This window comes from Tangfeifania sp. (assembly GCF_055108615.1).
On record NZ_JBSQIC010000045.1, the window covers coordinates 19151 to 28398 of the forward strand.

At 42.9% G+C, this 9248-nt stretch carries 6 protein-coding genes; 4 read left to right on the plus strand and 2 right to left on the minus strand.

Annotation, left to right across the window (positions count from 1 at the left end; translation table 11 throughout):
* Positions 1–167: 167 nt before the first annotated feature.
* Positions 168–3866, minus strand: coding sequence for a type IX secretion system periplasmic lipoprotein PorW/SprE (gene porW / locus ACTCNA_RS10905; protein WP_462947945.1), 3699 nt, complete (start codon positions 3864–3866; stop codon positions 168–170).
* A gap of 163 nt (positions 3867–4029) precedes the next feature.
* Entirely contained in the window at positions 4030–5145 is a 1116-nt protein-coding gene (locus tag ACTCNA_RS10910) for an Mrp/NBP35 family ATP-binding protein (protein ID WP_462947946.1), read from the minus strand.
* 358 nt (positions 5146–5503) lie between these two features.
* Between ACTCNA_RS10910 and ACTCNA_RS10915 the strand changes: the two genes are divergently transcribed.
* The 4 genes from ACTCNA_RS10915 (at position 5504) to efp (ending at position 8990) form a co-directional block, all read left to right on the plus strand.
* Positions 5504–6718, plus strand: a complete 1215-nt coding sequence (locus ACTCNA_RS10915; RefSeq protein ID WP_462947947.1) for an ISAzo13 family transposase — start codon at positions 5504–5506, stop codon at positions 6716–6718.
* A 64-nt stretch (positions 6719–6782) separates the two neighbouring features.
* On the plus strand, positions 6783–7499 hold the full coding sequence (gene tsaB, locus ACTCNA_RS10920) for a tRNA (adenosine(37)-N6)-threonylcarbamoyltransferase complex dimerization subunit type 1 TsaB (RefSeq protein WP_462947948.1): 717 nt from the start codon (positions 6783–6785) through the stop codon (positions 7497–7499).
* A 90-nt stretch (positions 7500–7589) separates the two neighbouring features.
* Positions 7590–8324 carry a DUF3108 domain-containing protein gene (locus ACTCNA_RS10925; protein ID WP_462947949.1) on the plus strand — a complete coding sequence of 245 codons (735 nt, stop codon included), beginning with the start codon at positions 7590–7592 and terminating at the stop codon, positions 8322–8324.
* Between the two features lie 96 nt (positions 8325–8420).
* Positions 8421–8990 (plus strand): elongation factor P, encoded by a 570-nt coding sequence (gene efp / locus ACTCNA_RS10930; RefSeq protein WP_462947950.1) that lies wholly within the window; start codon positions 8421–8423, stop codon positions 8988–8990.
* Positions 8991–9248: the final 258 nt, after the last annotated feature.

Consider the following 9248-nt stretch of genomic DNA (forward strand, 5'->3'; position numbering starts at 1 on the left):
GTTTTAAATTGTTTTTCAAATTCGGCCCCGGTTCCCGGAAATGCCCTTGCCGGTAAAATTGTAAGATGAATGTTATTCAGATTTCATCACTGTTTATTCAGCTAACGGTAAAGTTACAAACAAAAAAAGTGCCTCCACAGGAGTTAACAAACTTTAACCTGCAAACTCTATTCCCCGAGGTAAATCTGCTTGTAGAAATCCATGTAATCGGTAATGTTTTTTTCCTCCATGAAAATCCCGAAATTCTCTTCCGTGATAAGAAAATTACGATAACTTCCCTGCCCCAGCGGAGCATAAAGATCGCGGTTTTGCACAATGGTACGGAAGTAGCGGGTAGCTGTTTCTTTATCGGGGAAACCGCTTACCACAATATTTTCACGGAATTCGTCGAGTGGTTGTTCTTCAATAACAAGGTTCAGCGAATCGTTGCCAAGCGAGTTGAACTGCTCAATTCCGCTAATAAATTCTGCTTTCTGAACTCCTTCAACCGGAATTACAAACACGAAGAGGTGTGGTTTATCAATTTCCAGGTTATAAGGCCCGGAATATTCTTCCGGTTCTTCCGGAACCACCTGTACCGTTTCAGTTGTTCCTGTTGCTTCAGCAGTTTCTGTGGTTCGGGTTTCTGTAGTGCCCCGCTGCGACTGATCGCGGTTAACGTAATTATTACGGAAGAACCCGATGTAATCATCCACATTTTCTTCTTCCATCAACGCTTCAAGGTTTTCTTCGGTAATAAGGAAATTCCTGTAAGTTGTCCTACCAAGCGGTTCGAATAAATCGCGGTTCAACACCACACTCCGGAAATAAGACATGGATTCGTTAAGCGATGGAATACCCTGCACGATGAGCAGCTGGTAATCGCCTGATGTTTGCAACTCCTGTCCCAGGTTCCAGGACCTGTACTCGTTGCGGTTAAATTCGGCAAAGCCTCTCAGCGCCTGGCGCATCGACAAACCGAGATCTTTCACCGCCAAAACAAACAGTTGTGTGGTATCGATATCGGTGGAGAAAAGCCCTTCCTGCCCGGCACCGGTTTCAACCACCACAAATTCGCCCCGTTCACGCAGCATTTCCTCTTCTTCACGGGCTTTGGCCATCATTTCTTCAGGAGAAAGTTCAGGTTCCTCGTTGCTGAAATCAGAACCGATAAACCGGCTGTAGTTTTTAACAAAAAATTTGAGGTAGTCAGCAATTGATTGCTCCGATAATATTTGCCTGTAATTGGTTGAAGAAATGGCAAAATTAACGTAGTCAACATCGCTGAGGGTTTGGAAAACCGGGGCATTCCGGATAATTGCCCGGTGGTAAATCACCCCGTTTTCTTTATTTTCAAGGGCGCGAACAACCACAAGGCTCAGTTCCTCATTCAGGTTTTCGGTTTCAATATCAAAATCTTTCCGGGTATAGTGGTCGATGTTGTAGTTGGCAATATCGAACCTGAGCCGGTTCAAATCAATGTCAGCGCTGCGCGGATAGGCAATTACAAAGTAGTGCAGTAAATCCTCCTCGTACGAAAACTTCCCGCCAAACTCGTCATTCTCCATTCTGTCTTCCATCAGCACTTCTTCATTCTGGATCTCCTCGTTAATGTAGCCCATGTCCACCAGTTTCTGGTAATCGGCAAGGGTACTGTCCTGAATAAGGGTGAGAATTTCAGTGGCCAGCGGCGTTGGTTCGGCAGCCGGATATTGTTGAATATAATTCTCAAGGAGGTTTTCAAAATTATGAATGTCGGTTTGGGTTCCCTGCGCAATGGTGCCCATAAAATCAATTTTGGGAAGCACCACACTGTCGGGTTCCAGCTCTTTCATCGAGTTGGTGAGTGAAATCACATTGCGGTAATTACCCGAGCGGTAGTTCTGGAATGTTTGTTCGTACAGGCTGTTCAGACTGTCGGTACGGGCTTCCATTTCAACAAAAAAGTTGGGATTGGTAAGGTACTGCGCGTATTTACTGTCGGGGAACTGCGATATAATCAGGTTGCGGTAATAATTTGCCCGTTCGGTGTTGCCCATTAACTCATACAAATCGTATAAATCGAAATAGGAAGACAGCACATAATCATTTTCGGGATAGCGCTCAATCAACTCTTCGAAAGCTTCTGCCGAGCGTTCGTAGTTTGAAAATTCCGACTTATAAATTTTCCCGGCATTATACAATGCATCGATAATGCGTTGGTGCGAAATTTCCATCAAAGAATCGGTTAGGGGCAAGTCCTGGGTGTAAAATTCCTTTTTCAACGGATCATCCACCTTCATTTCCATTTGGGCTGAATCAGCCTGGGCAAATTCATCCATCTCCTCGCCGGTAAACGTTCCCTTGTTGGAACGCCGCCAGTTGTCTTCCAGTTGCCGCTGTCCCCATCGCTGGCGGAAGGTAACCCGCCCGTACGAAACAGTTTGCGGATTGTAAAAATACCATCCGGTGCCCTGCTGCCCGCTTCCCATGCCCATCCGGTAGCGGTTCGAACGGTAGTAGCCCTGGCTGCGCTGATCCTGCATGACCAGGTTTTCGGCATTTCGCTGGCGTTCCTGTTCTTCGCGCATCAGCCGGGCAATCAGCGATTCGCGCTCCATCTCGGGCATTTGTGCTATTTGCTGCAGGCTGTCCTCCCGTTCCACGGTCATTAAATTATCAGTAAGGTTGGTAAGACTGCGGTATTTTGACTGCAGCGAATTGTAATTGGGGTAGGTTTCGTCGATAATAATCATGGCACTGTCGTAGTAGGCTTGTGCCTCGCGGTATTTCAAATCCTCAAAATACAAATCGGCAAGCGTAATAGCCGACTGTGCCCGCTGGAACTGGTTGTTGAAACTGTTTGCCACCGATTTCCGATAGCTGTCAATGGCCTCGTCGCGGTTACCCTCTGTTAGCTGAATGTTCCCAAGGGCATAGTAAATCTGATCGCGAAATTCAACGTTCTTTTTGTCGCGCAACATTTTACGCAACTCTTTTTTATTCTCTTCAAGATTACCTTCTCCTGAGAACGTACCGGCGGCATTTACTTTTGCATTAAACGCCATTTTATAATCAGGATTCATTTTGGTAACTGCCTCATAGGCTTCGGCTGCCAAAAGCGGCTTGCCAATCTCTTCGTACAACTGCGCTTCAATGTACTGGAGCCGGGCTTTGTCTTTTCGCCAGAAAGTTTTTCCGAGGGCAATATCAATAAATTTAATGGCCTCGTTGTATTCCTCCTGTTTCATGTAATAATCGGCAGTGGCAACGGCCAGTTCGCGCTCCAGGTTGCGCGGAAAATCAGGTTCTCCCTGAACCGTTTGTATCATTTCCGATGCTTCTGCAAATCGTTCCAGTTCGGAATAGCTCCTGATTAAAAAAATGTAGGCTTCGTATTTTGCATCGCCATCTGGGTATTTGCGGAGAATGTAAGAAAGATTATCGATGGCCGCCATAAAATTGTGCTGATAGTAATAAGCTTTCCCCATGAGCAGGTAGCTGTCGTCAATCCAGGGGTTAAACTCCTCCTGGCTGGCAAACTCCTGGTACCTGCGGGTACGTCGGCGCCGGCGTTTGGGCTTGGCGGTAATCGAATGCAGTTCTATTAATTTCGACGCTTTAATAACCGCATTGTCCATATCCGATTTCACCAGGTTGGCTGCTGAAGGATCGCTGGCCTTGTAAATGGGAAGCAGGCGGGTGTAATCATTTTCAATGCTTTCTTCAATTCGTTCCAGGCCATTTTGGAGGCTTTCGTTTCCGTTAAAGTAAACATTGTATTTTGAAGTTACCTTGTGAAATGCACGCGAAGCAAAGGTGTTCTTTTCAGTTGAACACCTCTGGAAAAGCGGCACTAACATAAGTAGCAGCAGTACCCCGATGGTATGTGAAAAATAGTGCTTCAAACAGTAATTTTAACCAGCTTTAGGAATAAACTCATTTTCGGGTAGAATATTGTAAAACACCGTTCACTTTTATTCCCTTGCGGGGACACAAAAATAATAATTTTTGCAGTGCTGCAATTTCGGTCATTTATGGGATAAGAAAACTATTTTTTTCACCCACCTCCTATTTCCGGGTAATTTTCACCTTTTTGGTTGGCGCCCTTTTAATGTTGCGCAAATGCACCTGGTGAACAAGGCTTTTTGCCACATCGTCAAATGCCATTCCGGTCACCGAATCAGGATGGGTAGCTGATGGATTGCCTTCGTCGCCCCCTTCGCGGATACTTTGCACAATGGGTATTTGGCCCAGCAAATTCAAACCCAGTTTTTCGGCCAGTTTTTTGCCGCCGTCCTGTCCGAAAATGTAGTACTTGTTTTCAGGCAATTCGGCCGGGGTAAACCAGGCCATATTTTCTACCAGCCCAAGCACCGGCACATCAATGGATTTGCTCTGGAACATACTGGCACCACGCACCACGTCGGCCAACGCCACATCCTGCGGGGTGGTTACAATAATTGCCCCGGTTACCGGAACGGTTTGCACCAGTGTTAAATGAATATCGCTGGTTCCGGGCGGCAGATCGATGAGCAGGTAATCGAGCTCGCCCCAGTGGGCATCCATCATCAACTGCTTCAGGGCATTGGATGCCATGGGCCCGCGCCAGATAACAGCACTGTCGGTATCCACAAAAAAGCCGATGGAAAGGAATTTCACGCCATATTTTTCAACCGGGTGGATCATATCGCGCCCGTCAATTTTCTCTCCTGTGGGACGGGCACCCTCGGTGCCAAACATTTTGGGAATGGATGGCCCGAAAATATCAGCGTCAATCAATCCCACTTTAAATCCCTGTTGCGCCAGTGCCACCGCGGTATTAACTGCTACGGTAGATTTACCCACGCCGCCTTTGCCCGATGCAACGGCTATGATGTTTTTCACGCCCGGCAGTACAGGGCGCTCCATATCGTGCAGAAACTTCACGGTAATGTTGTCTTCAATCTCCACCTCATCGCCGAGGTATTTTTTTAAGGCATTTTCGCAGGCAATTACCAGCGGTTTAATATTGGGGTCGTTGCTTTTTTGGAAAACCAGTGAAAAACTCACCCGTTTCCCGGCAATCCTGATTTCCTGCACCATGTCGAGCGAAACAATGTCTTCTTCGCTACCGGGGTATTTAATAGTTCGTAGTGCGTCGGTCACGTTTTTGGGGACAATTAATTTATTCGGTATATCTGACATAACAATCCTGTATTTAAATGAATTGCAAAATTAAAAAATATCCAGGTAAAAGTGGTGCGTTACCGGGTTTTTATTTAGAGAGATTCTAAATACTTGGGGCTATAACTTTCATAATTTTTAATACATTTATCTGCAAGAAATAAAAAGGAGTTAATTGGGTCAGAAAAGAAAACATGGATTACTGCATTTATGAAAGAAACATTTTTCCCAAAAAGAATCATTCATATAATTGGGTTACTCTTTGCTTCATTATTGCTTGCAATGCCTTTTTTCTTTTTTGTTGGTGTTAATTCGAACACAGCAAGAACATGTTATGAAATAAGTTGACTGTTTAATATTTGTTTGCTATCTTTACGGAATGGAAGATGATAGTAAATTACTTGAGAAGCTTGATGTGGTTTTGCCAATTTTAAATGAGCAGCAAAAACGAATATACTTAGCCGCTGAGTCAAAATATCTTGGGCGTGGAGGAAAGACCAGGATTGAAAGACTGGCCGGTGTTTCGCATAACACAATAAATAAAGGAATAAAAGAAATAGAATCAGGGAAACCTATTGAATTTAATCAACAATTAAGAAAAGAAGGGGGAGGAAGAAAAAGAAAAATCACAGAAGAGGTTTGGTCTCATATTGAACGGTTTATAGAGCCGCATACGAGAGGAGAGCCCCAATCCCCCCTCCAATGGGTCAGCAAGAGCCTTAGGAACATTGAGGCTGAGTTGAAAAAGCAAGGATTGAACATTAGCTATAGGGTTGTAGGGGAATCTTTAAAAGAAAAAGGTTTTAGTTTGCAAGCCAATAGGAAAACTTTTGAAGGCAAAGGACATGAAGACAGAAATGCGCAGTTCGAGTTTATTAACCGGCGGGTTGAATGTTATTTTTCTGAGCAGCAGCCAGTAATATCAGTAGATGCAAAGAAAAGGGAGTTAATCGGGAATTATAAAAACAATGATACGGAATGGCGACCAAAGGGCTCCCCGGAAGAAGTGAATGCCTATGATTTTTTGACAGATGCAGAAGGAGTGGCGATACCTTATGGAATTTATGACCTCAAGAAAAATAACGGCTGGGTAAACATTGGAATAACAAAAGATACTGCTGGATTTGCAGTTCAAAGCATAAGAAATTGGTGGTACAATATGGGAATATATTATCATAACATGGCCACCTCCCTACTTATTACAGCAGATGGGGGCGGCAGTAACAGCTCAAAAGGAAAGCTTTGGAAATATGAATTGCAAAAATTGGCGAATGAATTGGGAATGGCAATTGAGGTTGTACATTTTCCGCCTGGTACCAGTAAATGGAACAAGATAGAGCATAGACTATTTTCATATATTTCAAAAAACTGGAGAGGAAGGCCATTAGTGAGTTATGAAGTTATTATTCAATTAATTGGGTCAACACAAACTGTAAAAGGTTTAAAAGTTGACTGCGAATTAGATAGCACGGAATACAGAACAGGAATAAAAATTAAGGAAAGCAAAATGGAAGAGATAAACCTTATACCCAGTTCATTTCACGGTGAATGGAATTATAGCATACTACCTAGTGACGGTCATTTTATTTCGTAACGATTTCTAAAAATTACATTCAGGACAATTAAGTATTTTTGCCAGCACTCAAAATGAAAAAAATATGGCACTCATTTTAAATATCGAAACCTCAACAGAAGTATGCTCGGTTAATGTATCGGAAAACGGCAATTTACTGTTTGAAAAAGAGAGCCGCGAAGGATTAAATCACTCTGAGCTGCTCACCGTTTTTATCGAAGAACTTTTTAACGAAAACAACCTGGTTATTAATTCCATTGATGCAGTGGCAGTGAGCAAGGGACCAGGATCGTACACAGGACTACGCATTGGAGTTTCAGTAGCCAAAGGATTGTGCTACGCGCTTGGGAAACCGCTTATCGGGATTGGCACCCTCGATGCCATGGGAGTTTACACCAGCCAAAATGCAGGAAATTATTTCCCGGAAGCTTCCACTGAAAAAAATCTGCTTTTCTGCCCTATGGTTGATGCCCGCCGCATGGAAGTTTATACCGCACTATACAACACAAAAGGCGAAGTTGCTGAACCCGTTTCGGCAAAAATTATTGACGAAAATTCTTTTTCAAACCAACTTCAGGATAACAAAATACTATTTTTCGGAAATGGTGCCAGTAAATGCAAAGAAGCACTCACCCACCTCAACGCCCTTTTTTTAGGCCCCGAAAAAGCTTCGGCACGGTTTATGCAAAAACTGGCAGTAGAAAAATACAACAAAAACAATTTTGAAAATGTTGCCTATTTCGAACCGTTCTACCTGAAAAATTTTATTGCAACGGTTCCTAAAAAAAAATTAATTGAATGAAACGAGCTGGTATTAATTATCACCCAGGAAAATGATTAAATTCCATGCGAGTTCCATATGATACCTTTGAAAACAAACAATGTTAATCAGATGAAAAAGTATTTTGCAGCCATAGTATTAACAGTCCTTCTCGTACAAACGCTAACAGCAAAGGAAGAACGCGTTCGCTACAACCTGAAATTTGGGTTTATAAAAGGCGGCGAGGCTGAACTGGTAATTTCCGATACCGTTTTTAAAAACACCAGGGCACTCCACTACTACCTGGCCGGACGCACAACCGGGCTAACCGACAAATTGTTTGGAGTTAACGATATTTACGAAACAACGGTTGATGCACAAACACTTTTGCCGCTTAAGTCAATCCGCAACGTTAAGGAAGGAAAGTACCGGTATTATAATGAAACATTGTATTTCCACGATGCAGATTCCATTTACAGCCAGAAATCGGGTGGCAGAGAAGCGCCTGAAAACCTGGTGGATATCATCTCAGTTTTTTTCTATTTCATTAACAACCATTTGATGGAAGATATTGAACAGGGCGAAGAAGTTACACTTCCAACTTTCCATGCCGATAAAATTGACGACGTAACTGTACAATACCTCGGGGAAACAACAGTAGATACCGATCTGGGGGAAATTGACTGCTATATACTTTCCCCTACTGTCAGGAAAGGAAAACTGTTGAACCGGTCAAACGGCTTAAAGTTTTTTATTTCGAAAGAAACCAAAATGCCGGTACTGCTCGAGTTCGACATGCGTGTGGGTGCCCTCAAGGCTATTTTACAAAGCTATAAAATTGACGGCAAAGAACAGGTGGCAAAATAATTTGATAAGTTTTCTTCAAAAAACTCCCGAAACCATTCATTTTTAACCGATTTATTTATTTTTGCAAGGTCTATAAATTTGAATAAAATATAACTCATGGCATCAACATCAGATTTCAGAAACGGAATGTGCATCAATTATAAAGATGATATTTACACAATCGTACATTTTTTGCACGTAAAACCCGGCAAAGGTCCCGCTTTTGTCCGCACAAAACTCAAAAATGTTAAAACAGGACGTGTTATTGAAAATACCTTTTCTTCGGGCTCAAAAGTGGAGGAAGTAAGGGTAGAGCGCCGCCCTTATCAGTTTCTTTATAAAGACGATATGGGGTACAACTTCATGCACACCGAAACTTTCGAGCAGGTTCCTATCCAGGAATCGATGATTGAAAACGCAGATTTGTTAAAAGAAGGACAGGTAATTGAAGTTAACTTTCATGCCGAAACCGAAACACCACTGACAGTTGAAATGCCGCCATTTGTAGAGCTGCAGGTAACACAAACCATTGAAGGCGAAAAAGGAAACACGGCAAGTTCAACAGCCCTGAAACCCGCCACCCTTGAAACCGGTGCCGAAATAATGGTGCCCATGTTTATTAACGAGGGCGAGGTTATAAAAGTAGATACCCGGGACCGCTCTTACAGCGAAAGAGTGAAGAATTAATTTCATCCAAAAAAATATATTGAATCCGGTTTTTGGCCGGATTTTTTATTTTTCAGCGGTTTTCAGAAAGATTGACATCAGCATAACTTGACCTGTTTCTCCAATTTCTAACATTATTTCAGACTAAATATTATTTTGAGGAGCTATGAGTTTTGGCTAATTTTATTCCACGCAGAATTCGAAAAATAAAAGAAACGCTAAAATTCGCAAAGAAAAAACAAATGACTGAGAATGATACTACTCAGTTGCTCACCTATC